The organism is Natrinema limicola JCM 13563 (assembly GCF_000337475.1).
Taxonomy (GTDB): domain Archaea; phylum Halobacteriota; class Halobacteria; order Halobacteriales; family Natrialbaceae; genus Natrinema; species Natrinema limicola.
This window is the reverse complement of the sequence record NZ_AOIT01000039.1, coordinates 46,029-60,543: the sequence shown is the minus strand read 5'-3', so window position 1 is coordinate 60,543 and position 14,515 is coordinate 46,029. Positions and strand designations below refer to the sequence as shown.

General features: G+C 60.2%; 15 protein-coding genes, 1 tRNA gene and 4 pseudogenes. 9 read left to right on the top strand and 11 right to left on the bottom strand.

All coding sequences use genetic code 11. The annotated features are described in order from the left end of the window. Window positions 1-377, bottom strand: a pseudogene (locus C476_RS11425) (RNA-guided endonuclease TnpB family protein); the annotation flags it as partial. Window position 378: 1 nt separating this feature from the next. Beyond that, a pseudogene (gene tnpA, locus C476_RS11420) lies at window positions 379-770 on the bottom strand (IS200/IS605 family transposase). Window positions 771-962: 192 nt separating this feature from the next. Here tnpA and C476_RS11415 point away from each other — a divergent pair. From C476_RS11415 to C476_RS11400, 4 genes and pseudogenes are all read left to right on the top strand, one after another. Continuing rightward, window positions 963-1,406: pseudogene (locus C476_RS11415) on the top strand (amidase family protein); the annotation flags it as partial. A 148-nt stretch (window positions 1,407-1,554) separates the two neighbouring features. Next, entirely contained in the window at window positions 1,555-2,397 is an 843-nt protein-coding gene (locus tag C476_RS11410; protein ID WP_008013027.1) for an aldo/keto reductase, read from the top strand. Between the two features lie 144 nt (window positions 2,398-2,541). After that, complete coding sequence (locus tag C476_RS11405; RefSeq protein ID WP_049911771.1) at window positions 2,542-3,300, top strand: hypothetical protein; 759 nt, start codon at window positions 2,542-2,544, stop codon at window positions 3,298-3,300. Between the two features lie 119 nt (window positions 3,301-3,419). After that, the gene (locus C476_RS11400; RefSeq protein WP_008013023.1) at window positions 3,420-3,614 is read left to right on the top strand and encodes a DUF7333 family protein; all 195 of its coding nucleotides are present in this window, start codon (window positions 3,420-3,422) and stop codon (window positions 3,612-3,614) included. 142 nt (window positions 3,615-3,756) lie between these two features. Here C476_RS11400 and C476_RS11395 read toward each other — a convergent pair whose 3' ends face one another. The 9 genes and pseudogenes from C476_RS11395 to C476_RS11360 all read right to left on the bottom strand — a co-directional run bounded on the left by C476_RS11395 (window position 3,757) and on the right by C476_RS11360 (window position 10,941). Next, window positions 3,757-4,728 (bottom strand): phosphoadenosine phosphosulfate reductase family protein, encoded by a 972-nt coding sequence (locus C476_RS11395; protein ID WP_008013021.1) that lies wholly within the window; start codon window positions 4,726-4,728, stop codon window positions 3,757-3,759. 141 nt (window positions 4,729-4,869) lie between these two features. Beyond that, complete coding sequence (locus C476_RS11390) at window positions 4,870-5,190, bottom strand: DUF7577 domain-containing protein (RefSeq protein ID WP_008013019.1); 321 nt, start codon at window positions 5,188-5,190, stop codon at window positions 4,870-4,872. A 923-nt stretch (window positions 5,191-6,113) separates the two neighbouring features. Beyond that, complete coding sequence (locus C476_RS11385; RefSeq protein ID WP_008013017.1) at window positions 6,114-7,100, bottom strand: patatin-like phospholipase family protein; 987 nt, start codon at window positions 7,098-7,100, stop codon at window positions 6,114-6,116. A 114-nt stretch (window positions 7,101-7,214) separates the two neighbouring features. Continuing rightward, entirely contained in the window at window positions 7,215-7,799 is a 585-nt protein-coding gene (locus tag C476_RS11380) for a DUF7110 family protein (RefSeq protein WP_008013015.1), read from the bottom strand. A 120-nt stretch (window positions 7,800-7,919) separates the two neighbouring features. Further along, entirely contained in the window at window positions 7,920-8,264 is a 345-nt protein-coding gene (locus tag C476_RS11375; protein WP_008013013.1) for a glutaredoxin family protein, read from the bottom strand. A gap of 71 nt (window positions 8,265-8,335) precedes the next feature. Then, complete coding sequence (locus tag C476_RS11370; RefSeq protein ID WP_008013011.1) at window positions 8,336-9,133, bottom strand: M14 family metallopeptidase; 798 nt, start codon at window positions 9,131-9,133, stop codon at window positions 8,336-8,338. A 49-nt stretch (window positions 9,134-9,182) separates the two neighbouring features. After that, a pseudogene (locus C476_RS11365) lies at window positions 9,183-9,439 on the bottom strand (DUF309 domain-containing protein); the annotation flags it as partial. Next, complete coding sequence (locus C476_RS18385; protein WP_152418202.1) at window positions 9,438-10,367, bottom strand: hypothetical protein; 930 nt, start codon at window positions 10,365-10,367, stop codon at window positions 9,438-9,440. The pseudogene C476_RS11365 and the gene C476_RS18385, both read right to left, overlap by 2 nt. A 91-nt stretch (window positions 10,368-10,458) precedes the next feature. Next, window positions 10,459-10,941, bottom strand: coding sequence for a DUF309 domain-containing protein (locus tag C476_RS11360; protein WP_008013008.1), 483 nt, complete (start codon window positions 10,939-10,941; stop codon window positions 10,459-10,461). A gap of 101 nt (window positions 10,942-11,042) precedes the next feature. On the opposite strand from C476_RS11360, the gene C476_RS19675 reads away from it, so the two are divergent. The 5 genes from C476_RS19675 to C476_RS11340 all read left to right on the top strand — a co-directional run bounded on the left by C476_RS19675 (window position 11,043) and on the right by C476_RS11340 (window position 14,413). Then, window positions 11,043-11,171, top strand: coding sequence for a hypothetical protein (locus tag C476_RS19675; RefSeq protein WP_008013006.1), 129 nt, complete (start codon window positions 11,043-11,045; stop codon window positions 11,169-11,171). 211 nt (window positions 11,172-11,382) lie between these two features. Then, window positions 11,383-11,465 (top strand) — tRNA-Leu (locus C476_RS11355). 191 nt (window positions 11,466-11,656) lie between these two features. Then, window positions 11,657-12,247, top strand: a complete 591-nt coding sequence (locus C476_RS11350) for a protoglobin domain-containing protein (protein WP_008013005.1) — start codon at window positions 11,657-11,659, stop codon at window positions 12,245-12,247. 65 nt (window positions 12,248-12,312) lie between these two features. After that, on the top strand, window positions 12,313-13,113 hold the full coding sequence (locus C476_RS11345; protein ID WP_008013003.1) for an inositol monophosphatase family protein: 801 nt from the start codon (window positions 12,313-12,315) through the stop codon (window positions 13,111-13,113). Window positions 13,114-13,285: 172 nt separating this feature from the next. Continuing rightward, window positions 13,286-14,413 (top strand): DUF63 family protein, encoded by a 1,128-nt coding sequence (locus C476_RS11340; protein WP_008013001.1) that lies wholly within the window; start codon window positions 13,286-13,288, stop codon window positions 14,411-14,413. The last annotated feature ends 102 nt before the right edge of the window (window positions 14,414-14,515 follow it).

Below are 14,515 nucleotides of genomic sequence, written 5' to 3'. Positions count from 1 at the left end.
ATACGAAGCGGTATCCAGAAATTCGTCCCGCGGCCGGGTTGTGGTGCCCACCACGTAAACTCGTAGTCACGCGCCGGGGAGTGGTCGAACTCGGCGGCTTGGTTGGTGAGCCGAACCGGGTGGTCGTCGTCCAATTCTTTTGCGTTGTAGGTGTCGTGAAGTTGTGGGACGTAGTTGCACAGCGCTGCTTTCGCCTGATACGGCAGGTTGTAAGGCGTCACCACGTCGCTGGTTGCGTTCATCGTGTCACACCCGGCGTCGAACGCCTCATGTAGCCCCTCACGGTAGGTGTCGAGCAGGTCACACAGTTTCCGCTCTTTGTGTGCTGTTGGCGGGGCGAGCGTAGCTTCCAGCGTTTTTGTGGTTGTCGCGGTCATGCTACTGGTCGTCCACGTAGTCCATCAGCACGTCAATGCTCACTTGGCCGGTCGTGGCGAGAAAGTACCCCGGTTGCCAGAACGCATCTTCGAGCGTCTGTGTCACTTCGGGAAACTCCGACCGAATCCTGCGGGACGTGACACCTTTGAGCGAGTTGATAAACTTCGTGAGGTCTGTGGTTGGTTTGGCCCGAAACAGGATGTGAACGTGGTCGGTACCACCGTCCACGTTCTTGATGTCGGCCTCGAAGTCATCTGCAATATCGTGGGCGATTTCAGNACACGCTCCAGCCGCTCATCCGTGAGAATATCGGCACGGTACTTCGTGACGGTCACGAAGTGATACTGGAGCGCGTACACTGTGTGCGATCCGGTTTGCAGATGAGACTCCATTTGGCCTTACCAGATTCAATACACCCAAGTCGGATAATTCTTGTGACGTGAAGTATTCAGCAGGGAGAAACCGAGTGATTCGTTGCACAGAGCTTACGCGATTCACTCCCGCCCTGTTCGCTCCTCGGTTCCGACAGCGCGTCGGAACACTCGTCACTCACGGGAAGGACGGGATTCTCTCGCTGAATCAAGATAGAGAGCGCGACGCTGCTCGAGGAAGCCCATGGCATTGATCTCCGGGACCACTCCGACGAGGTCTCGGACAGTCTGCTCGCGATGCTCGATGTCGGCACGGAGTACGGACCGGACGATATCGCACGGTCGGGTATCGTCCGCACGGACATGTACGATGCCGTTCAGGCTGTTCTCGACGAGTACGACCTGCTCGTGACGCCGACGCTCTCGCGAGCGGACGTCGGTCTCCACGACGTCCTCGAGACCGACGCCTGGGAGTGGCCGTTGACGTGGCCGTTCAACTGGACCGGCCACCCCGTCGCGTCCGCCCCTGCCGGACTGACTGACCGTGGCCATCCCGTCGGCCTCCAACTCGTCGGCCGGCGGTTCGCCGATGACGACGTCCTCGCGGCCAGCGCAGCGCTCGAGCGCGAACGTCCCTGGAACCACCTGTACGAGTGACCGGCGGTGATTCAGGACCTGTCTCGCGCGAGTCAGCCGGGATGTTGTTCTCGAGACACATATCGAACTCTCGTCAATTTCGCTGTCGCATGGCGAACCGCTGACCGGTACCAAAACCTCTTTTCGCGTTCTGGCCCTTCGGTCGTACATGGTGACTTCCGACGAAGAGACGATTCCGCCAGAGACGTGTCCAACCACTGATAGCATGCCGATGCTCGGTCTTGGCACCTGGCAAAACGAGGACCCCGAGCAGTGTGCCGAGAGCGTTCGGACGGCGCTCGAGACGGGCTACCGACACATCGACACTGCCCAGATCTACGGCAACGAAGACGCCGTCGGTGACGGAATCGCGGCCGCGGACGTCGACCGCGAGGAGATCTTCCTCGCGACCAAGGTCTGGATCGACAACCTCGAACACGACGATGTCCTCGAGACGACCCGCGAGAGTCTCGACCGACTGGGCGTCGACTACGTTGACCTACTGTACGTCCACTGGCCGTCCCGGACCTACGACGCCGAGGAGACCCTCGGGGCCTTTTCCGAACTCGTCGACGAGGGCCTGACCGAGCGCGTCGGCGTCAGCAACTTCCAGCCCGAACAGCTCGAGGAAGCCGTCGATGTCTGTGACGTGCCGATCTTCGCAAATCAGGTCGAGCTGCATCCGCTGCTCCCACAGGCGGAGCTTCGGGAGGCCTGTGAGGCCCACGACGTCGAGGTCGTCGGCTACTCGCCGCTCGCCCGTGGGCAGGTCCTCGACCAGCCCGACATTCAGGAGATCGCCGACAAACACGACGCCAGCGAGGCGCAGGTCAGCCTCGCGTGGGCACGCGAGAAGGGCGTGACGGCGATTCCGAAGGCGACCAGCGCAGATCACATTACGGACAACTGGGAATCGCTGGCGGTGGACCTCGACGACGAAGACATCGACGCGATCGACGCCATCGACGAGACAAGTCGCGAAGTCGATCCCGACTTCGCCCCCTGGAACTGATCGGCGCGTGGACAGCTAGTCCGTCGAGACACCCCTTCTTGCGTTCGCTCGAGTGTTGGTTCTGCGAGTGTGGCAGTAAACCTATATATCGAGTGTAAAGAAAAAGCAGGAAAGTTTACGGTACGGCAGCTTTTTGGCTCGCGTATGTCTACCCGCTCACAACGTAGTGGCGGTGGTGGGCTTGTCGGCGCGGTCAGGACCGACATTCAGCGGTTACACGGGGCCTGGATGGAACTCGTCTTCCGCAGGCAACGTGGCCGCGGCCACTCCGTCATGGGCAAGTGGAAGCCCGAGACGCTGCCACAGAAGGTCGGCTATCACAGCTGGAGCGCTTTGGGAGTCATCGGCTTGCTCGTCCTTTATCCGTTGACCGTCCTTGGCCTCGCAACCCGCTTTTACGCGGCGAAGCTCGACTCGACACGGACGCGACTTGGCATCGTCGGCGTCACGGCCGTCGCACTCGTCGGCTGGGGGACGCTGTCGGTGGTCGCATACGTGCTGAATCGGGTTCCCTTTGACGCCTTCCTCGCGATCGCAGCCGCCAGCGCCGTCGCGATCGTCTCGACCACGCTTGCGGCTGTCACCTCGAAGTTCGGTGGCCGGGCGCTTTCGGTCTTGCTTGCCTATCCGTTCGCGATGACGGCGCTGTTCCTGCCGCCGGTCGTCGCCGCGCTCGTGACGCCGTCGCTCCACCCGTACGTCCTCGATCCCAGCTACGACTTCGCCGTCTGGGCGCTCGATAACGTGTTGGTCGTCGGCGGCATCAACGACTACCTGCGCAGCAACTTCAGCCTCGAGGGGCCGGCCTACGTCGCGATGTGGCTTGGGATCTCGTTCCCACTGGGTTGGGTCCTCGGCGGTGCGGTGACGCTTGCGAATCTGGTTCGTCCCTCCGAGGAGTAGCCGCGATTCGTGTTCTCCTGTGTCGCTAGTATCGGACAAAAGTAGTGACTTTCATTCGATAACATGAACGGACTGCCGATTCCCGATACCATTAGGTGGCCGATTCCTAACCCCCGCATATGGAGTTCGATCTTCCGAAGACGGCAGCCGTGTTCATCGTGATAATCGCGATCGGCGTCGGCGGTCTGGCCGCGTCACCGATGATGGCTGCGGCCACTGTCCTGATGATGGTCGCGCCGTCGATGATCGCCTTCGGCCTGATCATGCTCGCACTCGGCGTCAAACACGGCGAGTACCGCGCAGCAGGCCGCTAACGACCGGGAAGTAGCGCTCGCTGTTGTATCGCTATCGGACCACCGACTCGTTCTCTCCAAACCGTCGCTCGTGACACTCTCGAGCGGCGAAGCCGGGAAAAGAAGCAGTTAGCGAGTGACGCGACCGTCGACGGCGACCGGCCTACATGTAGCCGAGATCGCGCAGGCGCTCCATCAGGTCTTCTTTGTCCTGGGCGCGGCCAGCGCGTTCGGTCGTTCCCTCGAGGTCCTGGAGCCAGGCGGGCTCTTGGTCGCTCTTTTCGGTGCTGACTTCGCTGCCGAGCGAGCGGAAGCCGGCGAAGTACTTCGGCGAGATCGGGATGTCGTCCTGCGTGACGCCTTCCGGTAGGTCGTCGTCGCTCTCGGGGACGTAGCCCTCCTCGGGGAAGTTCTCGACAGTGTCCGGCACGACGAAGTTCCAGAACGCGTCCCAGACGGCAGCCTCGTCGAACTGCAGGATGGGCTGGATGCGGTCGTGGGGCGGGTAGATGTCGGGATCGTGACGCGGCGAGAAGAACGTCTCGTCGGCGCGGGCTTCCTGTTCGTCCCAGCGGACGCCGGAGATGACGCCGTCGATGTCGTACTCTTCGAGTGCGTCATTGAGTGCGACCGTCTTCAGCAGGTGGTTGCCGACGTAGGTGTCAAGCAGGAACGGGAACGTGTCTTCCTCGTACTCGAGGATGTTCCGGACGTGGTGTTGGTTGTGCTCGGAGAGCTCCGAGATGTCGATATCGTCGCCCGGCTCGAGGTCATGTTCGTCGACGTATGCGCCGACGTCCTCGTTGCGCGCGTAGATGACCTCGAGGTCCCACTCGTCGGCCCAGTGATCGACGAAGTCGTGGATCTCGTCGAAGTGCTGGTAGTGGTCGATAAAGACCGCTGGCGGTACCTCGAGGTCGAAGCGGTCGGCGACCTCTTTGATAAAGTACAGGGTCAGCGTCGAGTCCTTGCCACCGGTCCACATGACAGCGGGGTTCTCGTAGGACTCGAGGCCCTCGCGGGTGACCTCGATCGCTTTCTCGATCTTGTCCTGAATGTGGGCATAGTCCTCGGGATCTTCGCCTTCGCCGTCGGTGTAGTCGACGTCGACGTAGTCGGGGAAGTTCTCGCTCATCTCGTAATTAGATCTAATTAGGAGAGGTAAATTCTTTGGGTCGGCGGAAAGCTCTGTCGGAACCACCGACGAGGTCCACTCGTCGCTGCCTCTGCCATCGGTCGTTACGGCCCGCAGACTGCAACCACGCTGATCCAGCCGTCAGAACGACTCGAGCCGGCTCTGACAGCCCTGACAGTACGTCACGCCTGCCCGGTTCATCGTTCCACACGCCGGACACCGAACGGCCGACGCGCTCCCGGCGTCGACGTCCCGCTCGTTCGACAGCGCAGCGAAGACGTCGTCGTGGTCAGTCACGTCTCGATCGTGGCCGTGTGTCCGTGCCCACTCGTTGATGAGATCGTCGTCCCGCAGTCGCTCGAGTCCGCGAACCAGCCCCAGAAAACACAGCGTCGGGGCAATCGTTACCGCAGCTGCCACGGCGAGGCGGCCGACGAGCGCGTACTGTCCCGGGTCGTCCATAGGCGTCGTTTGCAAGTGGCGATGAAACGTTTATCGTTGTCTGTGTCGCTCCCAGTTGACATCCTCCTCCGCGTAAACGCGGAGGAATCCCGAGCGGTAGGAGTTTCAGGTTCGTAGTCCAGTCACCGGACTACCAGTCCTTTCGGGCACGGGTAGTCCCACACATCGAACTGGTGGACTGTTGGCGGTGCCAAACCGCCGTTANACCAGTCCTTTCGGGCACGGGTAGTCCCACACATCGAACTGGTGGACTGTTGGCGGTGCCAAACCGCCGTTACCCCTATCCTCGACCGTGTTTGGCGTCCCGGTGTTGTTTTTGCCAGCGGGACGCCGGCAGGTGTCAGCAGAGTCGGGGGTATCGTGGTGCCCGCTTTGAACAGTCAGCACAGACACACTCTTCTGGAATGTGCGTTCANTCACCGACTGCCTTTTCGGATACTGCCTCGTTTCGTGGGCGGACAGGCCGTGGTTCGAAAATCTTCGATTTTCGTCATCAAGCGAAACCTTCGGTTTCGCGGACATCGCGAATCTCCGATTCGCTCAGTCACGAGAGAGCAAAGCTCTCTCGAACGACCTCCGAAAGACGGTTCGGAATCCGATCCGTTCCGACCGATTCCTACTCTACAGTAGGTCGCCTGTCACTTAAACATCACCATGGGAAACTCGGGGGTGGCGTTTGAACGGTGGGTTGTTACCACAAGTGACGGCGCGTATCCACGCCGTGAACGGCGTGGTATTGTGCCTGTTCAGCCTATAACTTGGTTCCGTCCGTTTTCCTCGAGTACACCGTGAGATCAGCAACCAGCCCGACTACGTGTCGGGAACAATAGAAAAGAGCCCGCCGGTATCTGCGGCGGTGACGAGTCCGACACGGCATTGCCCGGTGTCAGCCCTGACGGAGCCAGATAGCTATCGCAGCACCATCACGACCGACCGTCGAGGAAGCGTTCGGCGCGCCGCTGGCCTCGCTCTATCAACCGATCGATGAACGCTGGATCTCGGTCGACTTTCGACGGCGACGAGAGGTCGCTGCCCAGGTCGATGAACTCGATGCCGATCGGCTTGTACTCCTGTGGAAGGCTTCCGTTTTCGATCAGGTCGTTGATCGTCTCGATGAAGTCCACTTCCTGATACAGCGAGAGGTTCCCTGCCAGTTCGTTGCGCCGGTCGGCGATGTCTTCCATCGACTGGGGGACGTCCTCGCGGTGCTTGGGATTGATCTGGATGATCCAGATTTCGTCAGGTTTGTCGGCTGCGGTCTGTGGCACCGTCAGGAAGTCGCGAATCGGCGGGTTCTGCGAGAACAATCCGTCCCAGTACCAGTGATTGTCGATCCCGACGGCTTCGAACAGCGTCGGAATCGCTGCCGATGCAAGGACTGTCTTTGCGGTGACGTCCTCGTTGCGAAAGGTTTTGAACTCACCTTCAGTAACGTCTGCCGCGCCGAGGATCAGATCCATCGACGTGTCGGCGGCGAGTGCCGGCACGCGGTCGAACTCGATGTGCGACTCGAGCGTCTCGAGAAACCGATCTCGCCCGAGTTCGGCAGCGGGGAGTTCGTACGGACTGAAAAGCGGCAATGGTCCGCCGCGTGCGGCGAACTCAGCCATCCAGACAAGCCAGTCGTTGGCGATCCTGTCCGGCGGCGAGTGTGCCGCGAAGTCCCGCCAGATCGCATCGAGCGTCTCGACTGCACGGTCGGTCCCGCTCGTAACGAGTCCGTACCAGGCGGCGGTTGCACAGACTGCGCCGCCGGACGTGCCGCTCACGCCGACGAGTTCGTATGAACGCGTCGCACATGCGCGAAGGAGTCGTTTGAGCACGCCCGCGGTGAACGCCGTGTGGCTCCCACCACCCTGACAGGCGATCGCGACTCGAGTAGCACTGCCGGTATCGACACCATCAGCCATGGGTATCGGTGACGACAGACTGTGGTTTAGTGATGCGGGTACGGAGTCGAGCGCGGAGAAGTCACTCGTCGGTTCGTCGTCATGCGACTCGGTCGAAGAACGTGCCGCGTCGATTCAGTCGCTGATGAACTTGTTGTCCCGCCAGTTGACGCCGCCTTGCCCCGAATTATGGTCGCGGGGGCCTTCGACGACTTCGATGTCGGCAGGTCGCGGTTCGCCGTCGACGATCCGGGTCGCCTCGAGGTCGCCACCGCGCTCGGAGATCGCCGTCAGGGTGCCTTTCTCGGCGGCTTCGGCGATGCCACAGAGAACGAGGAACATCTGATACTGCAACAGCGAGTTCTGCAGGACGGTCTCGCGGTCGCCTTTGAACGCGGCGAACTCGACGAGTTCGGATTCGATCTCCTCTTCTTCGTCTTCGTCCCAGCTAAAGGACTTCTGCCGGCGCTCGTCCGGATCCTCTTCGTAAACCCGGTTTTCCGTGACGCTGGCTTTGAGCTGGGCCGTCGGAGTGTACTTGCTGACGGACTGATCCTCGGCGACGGCTTTGAGGATCAGCGTGTTGTTGCGCCGCGTGATCTCGACATCGTCGACCCCGTCGGGGAACGTTGCATCGTCGATGTGGTCGTGGAGATCTTCGAGGGGCAGTTCGAGCGTCGAGTGCAGCCGATATACGTGTCTGGATTCCTCTGTTGACATAGTGGGAAGGTGTCTACGGCGACAGTCGTGGTCTGTTACTACGAGACCGCGACTTATATGACCTGCTATTAAATCCGTGAGGTGCAACCCGTGACAAATTTGTGTTCACGGTCGGACGCCTTACGCCGCGTTGAGCGTCTCGGCAAGTTCACCGCGTTCGTCGAGTTCCTCTAAGATGTCGGAGCCGCCGACGAACTCGCCGTCGACGAACGTCTGCGGGATCGTCTCCCAGCCGCTTTGCTCGTTGAGCGCCACGCGATACTCGTCGAGCGACTCGAGGACGTCGACGGTCTCGAACTCCTCGCGGTGCTGGCTGATCAGCCCGAGGGCTTTGCGGGAGTAGCCACACTGGGGCATCAGTTCGGTCCCTTTCATGAAGAGGACGACGTCGTTTTCCTCGAGCGTTTCGGCGACCTGCTCGTTGACCTCTTCCTGGTCGAGACCCTGGTTCGGTGGGAACTCCATACACGTTCATACGAGCGTGTGGGGGATATGCCTTGCGTCCTCGGCACTTGCGAAGCTGAAAACGTCGTCGGTCAGTCGGCCGCCGGCGGTGACTCGATGACGTCGACTTTCTCTGCGGTGTAGCCGAAGACGTTCCGGTAGCCGTTCGGCGACATGAGCACCGGATAGAACGACTCGTCGGCGATCTGTTTTTGGCCGTCGGCTGCGGCAAACGGCGCGCCAGCTTCGACCTCCGTGAAGTTATCGACGAACACCTCGTAGGTGTCGGCCTGTTCCTTGTCGATGACGTCTGTGAGCCGATAGACGGGCAGATCACGGCGGACGGTATCGCCGGGCAACGCATCGACCGCAGTGAGAAACGCTCGCGTCAGCCGGTCGGCGTTTTCGGCGGCCGTCTCCGACCCCTGCAGGCCACACTCGACTTCGACGGTGTCGACCGTCGAGAAAAGCCGTCCCTCTGCGAAGTTGCTCGTTTCGACCATTGCCGTCACGGGCAACTGCGGGACGATCGCCTTGGCCGTCTCACTGACGCCGTTGACGATGGCGAACGGGTCAGCGTGACTCTGCGTGGAGTGCATCGAGAAGGTGAGACAGCCCTCGAGTTCGCTGACGAGGTCGTGGGCGAGCTGACCTTCGTGTGTCTTCGCGTTCGGTTCGCCGGGGAACGTGCGATTGAGATCTTCGTCGATGAACCGCACCCGTCGCTCGAGTGCTTTCTCGTTGGCGACGACGAGCTTGACGGGGCGTTTGACGGCCGGGCGTTCGTCGAGCAATCGCTCGACGGCCCGGACGCCACAGGGTTCGTCCCCGTGGACGCCCGCGACGACTGCGATTTCCGGCGTTCCCGACCCGAGCTGTGCAACTCTCATTACCTATTAGTACGCCTGAAAGGCCAAAGGCGATTCGGTCTCTGGTGGATCAGTCCTCGAGCGCGTCGGCGTACGCGTAGTCGTCGCTTTGAGCGATTGGCTGTGTGCCGTCGAGTGTGAGCTGCCAGCCGTCGATCTGCGTCGGATCCTCGAGGGCGTTGGTCAGCGTGGTTCGGACCGCAAGCACGTCGACGCCGTAGTAGTCACGCGGGATGTCCTGCAGATACCCAAGCGCCGTCTCGAAGAGGCTCCGCATGCCGTCGTCGTTCTCGAAGTCGACGCTTTGTACGAGCCAGCAGCGACTTTATTCTGAACTACCATCGGCAGATCTATAGTGGTTAATAGCATAGGATAACACGTTCAAAAAAATATTAAGCCCGATAAGGGAGAGGAACGCCACTACGCTCCAAAGTAGGTTACTTGTCAATAGATACGGAACCAGAACTACACCAATTGTTGCCCCGAGTGATAGCATCGCACTGAAGATACCGACTTCTCCGCCTCGTGTTAATCCCATATAAAAACCGGCTATTGTCGCTCTTAGCTCGCTATATGGGCTCTTGTCAGCGTATTCTGATCGGAAAGCAATGAGCTGATTTAGCCTCCAGAGAATTTTCAATATAACCCATATTGATAGCGTGAAAAACAGAGTTCCAAGTATATTATTTGCAATAAGAATTAAAGAAGGTAGGAGATCTAAAGAGATATTTAATTGGACGTCAAAAAAGGAGTCTAGTATATATCCCACAGCGAGGAAAATACCACTCACGATGAATGTAATCGCATTATGTATATACGCGGTGAAGTTGAGCTCTTCTTCATTATAATAGTCTACTAAATTTGAACCAGAAACTAAAACAAACGATCCCATAGTGACCGAAAAGGCTGCCCAAGTTGCCCCATTGATTCCACTGTTGTTTGAAAAAGTGAGCAAATAAAAGAACGAAAGCCACACCGTTAGAAATAGCAGAAGTGTTGCCTGGGTATACGTTACCGCCGCTATTGCGCCTACAGTTCTACTGTATTGTTGAGTTAGAAAGGCATCAACTATCCAAACAGCTTCAGCAGGCTTGAAACCAGTAGTATCTGGATCATCTCCTAAAGAGTCTCTATCCTTTGTTTCTAATTCGCGCGCTATTTCAAATATAGAATCTCCTTCAATAGTGTCTGTATCATCATCATCAAGAAGCCGATCCCCTGTTGGAACATCACTTTTAGTATCTTCTTTGGTCATACGAAGACTGTTTTGTATCCGACCTTAGATATATCGAGAAAAGTTAAACCTTTGGCTGACTATCTACTCACCACACGATACAAACGAACGGTCATTCAAGGCTTTCGACATGTTTGTAGTCCTCCGGTCCCGCTTTCCGGTGTTTCCCGTCTAGTTCGATCTGCCACCCGTCCAACGCGGTTGGATCGTTAAGCGCGTTCGTTAGCGTAGTTCTCACGCCGAGAACGTCGACGCCGTAGTAGTCGTTCGGGACGCCATGGAGATATTGTAACGCCGTCTCGAAGAGGCTCCGCATGCCGTCGTCGTTCTCGAAGTCGACGCGTTTGTACACACCGGCAGCCACCTGAACCATCCCATGGCAGAACGTGCTCTCTGTGGTGCCGGCCCCGTAGTTGTACCACTCTGCCTCGAAGCAGTCGTGAGACTCGTGGAACGACCCGTCGTTGAACAACTGCACGCCGTGGACGGTCGCCCGGCGCAACGTCGCATGCTCCCAGCGACCCGCGGACTCGTTCCAGCCGGTCGGGTTCCCCGCCGGCGGGTCGACGGTCGGATCGCGGGTGTGGTCGTCCATGGTTGATGTGAGGTGCGACGGCCGGGTAATTCCGTCGGTTAGGCAGTCCGTAGCGAGTGTAAGCACGGTATTTATCCCGTTACGAGGTCCATATCGACCTAATGGCTCAGCCATACGGCCGCTGCCAGCACTGCGGGGAACGCCTGTACGCCCACATCGAAGGGGGGTACCAGTGTCTGAACTGCGATCGGCGGTACACCGAGGCGGACTTCGAGAGCCGAGCGACGTGAGACGGGCTGCTGTCTCGAGTTCCCGGTGCACCCGCGATCCGTCCTGTAGGTACACCGGACCCCACTGACAGGAGTCCGTCTGCGCGAGTCCGCTGTGTTACACGCGCCGAGAAGCTTCGTCGGTCCAGGAGCGACGTGTCTCGTCATCGAGCGTGGCTCACGCGACAATCGGACGATTTAACCCCTGCGAGCGTCTCAGAGCGAGATGCGTGCGAGGGTAGCCAAGCGGTCAACGGCGGCGGACTCAAGATCCGCTCGTGTAGACGTTCGTGGGTTCGATTCCCTCCCCTCGCATCGTAAGATGCGGAAGATCAACACGCAGCGATCTTCCCTCGCAAACTTCTGCTGCCGTGACTGACCTGCTCGAGCCGGTGGCTCATCGGGCATCGAGCGCCGAATGTCATGTCGAGCAGGGGGATCTATCAACGCCGTGGCTGCTCCCGTCCGGGTTTATGACCGTGATCGTGGGACACTCTCACGGACCCATGAGCAGTGACCAGATCCCGGGCTACACCTACGGTACGGATGACGTCCCCGATGCGCCGATCAGCATGGACGAGTTCGAGCGACTCCAACAGACGGTGCTTTTCGACGAGGACGACGAGGAGTCCCTGCAGATGGCCGGCGATGTCCTCGAGGATCAAATCGATGACGTCCTCGACGTGTGGTACGGCTTCGTCGCCGACCACGACTTCCTGGTGTACTATTTCACGGACGGCGAGGGAAACCCCGACGAGGAGTACCTAGACCGAGTGCGCGAGCGATTCGGCCAGTGGATTCGCGATACCTGTGAGACGCCCTACGACGAGAATTGGTTGAACTATCAGTTCGAGATCGGCCGGCGACATACCCGTGAGAGGAAAAACGAAGCCGACGACGCCGACGCGGTCGACCATATCGATATGCGCTATCTCGTGGCCTTCATCTATCCGATCACGGCGACGATCAGGGAGTTTCTCGCCGACAGCGACCACTCCGAGGCGGAGGTCGACGCGATGTACCACGCGTGGTTCAAATCGATCGTGTTGCAGGTGACCCTCTGGAGCTATCCGTACGTCCCTGACGAGAACTGGTAAGCACTCCCTGACGCTCGCGCCACCAGTATACGACCACTTTTGAGGGCGGACTGCCGAGAGATGGCATGAGCGACGCCGATGATGGCAACCGTACAGCCGTCGCAGTCCATGCAGCACGCGAGGGGGCCGCGGTCGCAGCCGACTCCTTCCGGACGGATCTCACTGTCGAGCATAAAGGCGAAAAAACCGATGTCGTCACGCAAGTCGACCGCGATGCTCAGGAGACCGTCATCGAAACGATCCGAGAGACGTTTCCGGACGATCCGATCGTCGGTGAGGAGGCCGACGCGGTAAAGCAGGTTCCCGAAACGGGGCCCGCGTGGATCGTCGACCCTATCGATGGGACTAACAACTACGTCGGCGGCATCCGCGCGTTCGGGACCGCCGTGGCAGCCGTCGTCGACGGCGAACCGGTCGGTGCTGCGTTCGACTGCCCCGCCCTCTCGGACCGCTACCGCGTCGGCCCCGACGGGGCGTTTCGCAACGACGAACCGCTCTCGGTCAGCAACTGTCCCGATCCCGAGGCAGCCACCGTCTGCCCGACCTTCTGGTGGGATTTCGACCAGCGCGACCAATATGCTGCGGCAAACCGCGCTCTCGTCGACCGCTTCGGCGACATGCGACGCTTCGGCTGTGCCCAGCTCGAGCTCGCGATGGTCGCCGCGGGCGCACTCGAGGGGACGATGACCAACCTGCGGGCGAACCCGTGGGACACCGTTGCGGGCGTCCACCTCATTCGTGAGGCTGGGGGTGTCGTCACCGACCTCGAGGGTGAGCGCTGGCGACACGACAGCGACGGATTGGTCGCGTCAAACGGCGTGATTCACGACGAATTGCTCGCAGCGGCCCGCGAGATCGAGGCGTGAGCTGATCGGCGCTCATACGGTCTGCTGTAACGATTTATCGGTGCACCCGCAGGACCGGGTCGCGGGTGCACCGGAACTGACTGACAGCAGACCGTATCAAGGTCGACTGACCCAACAGTCTCGCTCGCTGAAAACCGGAAACGGTAAGCGGCCCCCACTACCGGATTCGGGTATGGACGACTTCATCGACCGGTACGGGGCCGAGCGCGTCTGGGTCGCGACCGTCGCAAGTCTTGCCGCCATCGTGGTCCTCGGCGCGGTCCTGTTCCCTCAGCGAGTGTACGTTGAGTTCATCTGGCAGTACTTCTGGGGGCCGGTCGTCGCCGACGCCCACAGCTGGTCCTGTGTCGCGTGGGCCGACGGCCAGCAAGTAGCCTGCGGACAGGCTGGCCCGAACGCTGGGCCGACCGCTGAACCTGGCTACACGTTCGTCTCGTATGCCGGCTACATCCCGACGCTCGTCCTCTTGTTAGTGGGGGTCATCTTCATTCTTCGCCGTCTCGAGATCGAACGCTTCCGCACGGGCTTTTTCGCGCTGTTCCCGTTCATGCTCTTCGGCGGTGCCCTCCGGGTCGTCGAGGACGCCAACGCCGCGTCATACGCGTATTCCGGCGAGATGGCCATCCAGCTCCCCTGGTCGGGCTTTATTATCAGTCCGCTGATTTACTTTACCGTCTTCTTCATCGCTCTTGCGGCGCTCGTCAGTTCCATCTGGCTCGATCGCAACGACTACGTGTCGCGCTATGAGTACCCACTGGCCGGGATCGGGACGGCGCTGCTGACGGTGGCGATCGCCTACCTCGGATACACGGCGGCAACGGAGCCGTACTCGGAGTTCTACCCGCTGATCCCGCTTGTCACCCTCGTCGGGGCGACGCTCGCCACCGCGATCACCTGGTTCGCAATTGAGCGGTTCGCACCGGAATTGAACCGCGGCACCCGATATATGGGGCTCGTCGTCATCTGGGCACACGCAGTCGACGGCGTCGCGAACGTCGTCGGTCTCGACTGGGCGACCACGCTGGGGCTGCCGGCGAACCTCGTCCCCAAACACCCCATCAACGCGGCGATCGACAGCACGACGGCCGACGTGCTACCTGCCAGCGTCGTCTCGGCGACCGGCTCGGCCTGGCCGTTCCTGTTCGTCAAGCTCGCCGCCGCCGTCTTCGTCATCTGGATCTTCGACGAGACCGTCTTCGAAGATAACCCCCGCTACGCGATCCTGCTCATGATCACCGTCGTCGCCGTCGGGCTGGGGCCCGGAACCCGCGACATGCTGCGGGCGACGTTCGGCGTCTGACGCGCCTCGTTTTTCGTTCCAACTACTCGAGCGTGCCATTCCTCACGCGATCCGAACGCCACGAACGGGGCCTTTAATCGCCCGCGGCGGGAACGGGCGTGC

What these genes read in the sequence shown, in the direction of transcription:
- C476_RS11410 (WP_008013027.1), top strand. Translation starts at nt 1,555, where the DNA reads ATGGTGACTTCCGACGAAGAGACGATTCCGCCAGAGACGTGTCCAACC.
- C476_RS11405 (WP_049911771.1), top strand. Translation starts at nt 2,542, where the DNA reads ATGTCTACCCGCTCACAACGTAGTGGCGGTGGTGGGCTTGTCGGCGCG.
- C476_RS11400 (WP_008013023.1), top strand. Translation starts at nt 3,420, where the DNA reads ATGGAGTTCGATCTTCCGAAGACGGCAGCCGTGTTCATCGTGATAATC.
- C476_RS11395 (WP_008013021.1), bottom strand. Translation starts at nt 4,728, where the DNA reads ATGAGCGAGAACTTCCCCGACTACGTCGACGTCGACTACACCGACGGC.
- C476_RS11390 (WP_008013019.1), bottom strand. Translation starts at nt 5,190, where the DNA reads ATGGACGACCCGGGACAGTACGCGCTCGTCGGCCGCCTCGCCGTGGCA.
- C476_RS11385 (WP_008013017.1), bottom strand. Translation starts at nt 7,100, where the DNA reads ATGGCTGATGGTGTCGATACCGGCAGTGCTACTCGAGTCGCGATCGCC.
- C476_RS11380 (WP_008013015.1), bottom strand. Translation starts at nt 7,799, where the DNA reads ATGTCAACAGAGGAATCCAGACACGTATATCGGCTGCACTCGACGCTC.
- C476_RS11375 (WP_008013013.1), bottom strand. Translation starts at nt 8,264, where the DNA reads ATGGAGTTCCCACCGAACCAGGGTCTCGACCAGGAAGAGGTCAACGAG.
- C476_RS11370 (WP_008013011.1), bottom strand. Translation starts at nt 9,133, where the DNA reads ATGAGAGTTGCACAGCTCGGGTCGGGAACGCCGGAAATCGCAGTCGTC.
- C476_RS18385 (WP_152418202.1), bottom strand. Translation starts at nt 10,367, where the DNA reads ATGACCAAAGAAGATACTAAAAGTGATGTTCCAACAGGGGATCGGCTT.
- C476_RS11360 (WP_008013008.1), bottom strand. Translation starts at nt 10,941, where the DNA reads ATGGACGACCACACCCGCGATCCGACCGTCGACCCGCCGGCGGGGAAC.
- C476_RS19675 (WP_008013006.1), top strand. Translation starts at nt 11,043, where the DNA reads ATGGCTCAGCCATACGGCCGCTGCCAGCACTGCGGGGAACGCCTGTAC.
- C476_RS11350 (WP_008013005.1), top strand. Translation starts at nt 11,657, where the DNA reads ATGAGCAGTGACCAGATCCCGGGCTACACCTACGGTACGGATGACGTC.
- C476_RS11345 (WP_008013003.1), top strand. Translation starts at nt 12,313, where the DNA reads ATGAGCGACGCCGATGATGGCAACCGTACAGCCGTCGCAGTCCATGCA.
- C476_RS11340 (WP_008013001.1), top strand. Translation starts at nt 13,286, where the DNA reads ATGGACGACTTCATCGACCGGTACGGGGCCGAGCGCGTCTGGGTCGCG.